Origin of the sequence: Methylobacterium sp. BTF04 (assembly GCF_010692745.1) — a bacterium.
GTDB lineage: Bacteria > Pseudomonadota > Alphaproteobacteria > Rhizobiales > Beijerinckiaceae > Methylobacterium.
Genome location: NZ_JAAHTB010000219.1, coordinates 1 through 780, shown reverse-complemented (window position 1 = coordinate 780; position 780 = coordinate 1). Strand labels below are relative to the sequence as shown.

The window sequence follows — 780 nt, the reverse complement described above, 5'->3', positions numbered from 1 at the left end:
GACGGAGACGCAGGAATTGGTGGTGCCGAGGTCGATGCCGATGGCCTTGGACATGGTTGGTCTCCGTGATGTCTGTGGTGAGGGATGCGGCTACCGGGATGCTCTGCCGGCGGCGTCGAGGCGTGAGAGCGGTCAGGTTCGAGGCACGGTCCGCGGAATGCCCGGGCCGGACCGTCGAGACGTCCGAGACCGCGGGACGCGCCCGGCGCTTACGGATTCAGGAGAACCGGGCGGGACCCGGCTCACCGTGCGCGGTCCCTCTCGGGTCGCACCGCCATCGTCGTCCCAGGTCTCGCGCTGGAACTCATCGATGGCCATTGTGTGCGTAGGTCCGAAGTTCATGGCCGACCTCCCCTGGATGATGCCGGTCATCGCGGCGGCCCCGCAGCGTCGCCGGTCGAACCGGGCGTCGCGGAGTCGGTGCCGGCCAGGGCTCCGGTCGTGTCCGGTACGGTCTTGTGGCAGCCGCAGTCGATGATCCGGTCGCCCGGTGAGGCGTCGCCTTTCGGCTTCGTAGGGGCTGCCGCATCCGCCGACGTTGACCGGCAGGTGCAGTCCAGGGCCTCCGCCCGAGCCGGCGGGGCGTCACTCACCGTGCCGGGGTCATTCGCGCTGTTCACGGCATCGTTCGGAAGGGTGGCCTGGGCGAAGCCGACCTCTGTCATCGCCAATGCGAGCACGGCGGACAGGAGCAGGACGGGAAGACGCATCGGAAGATCCTTCGTCCGATGTCGAGCACCCGGCTCCGATCCATCGCCGAACGTCTATGCGCCCCATCCC

General features: G+C 68.8%; 1 protein-coding gene. It reads right to left on the bottom strand.

The window, feature by feature from the left end:
- Positions 1-368: 368 nt before the first annotated feature.
- A complete protein-coding gene (locus G3T14_RS24415) occupies positions 369-710 on the bottom strand; it encodes a hypothetical protein (protein ID WP_163645042.1) in 342 nt (113 codons plus the stop codon).
- Positions 711-780 lie beyond the last annotated feature (70 nt).

Bases quoted from the DNA above. Each gene is read 5' to 3' on its own strand.
- G3T14_RS24415 (WP_163645042.1), bottom strand. From the start codon at position 710: ATGCGTCTTCCCGTCCTGCTCCTGTCCGCCGTGCTCGCATTGGCGATG.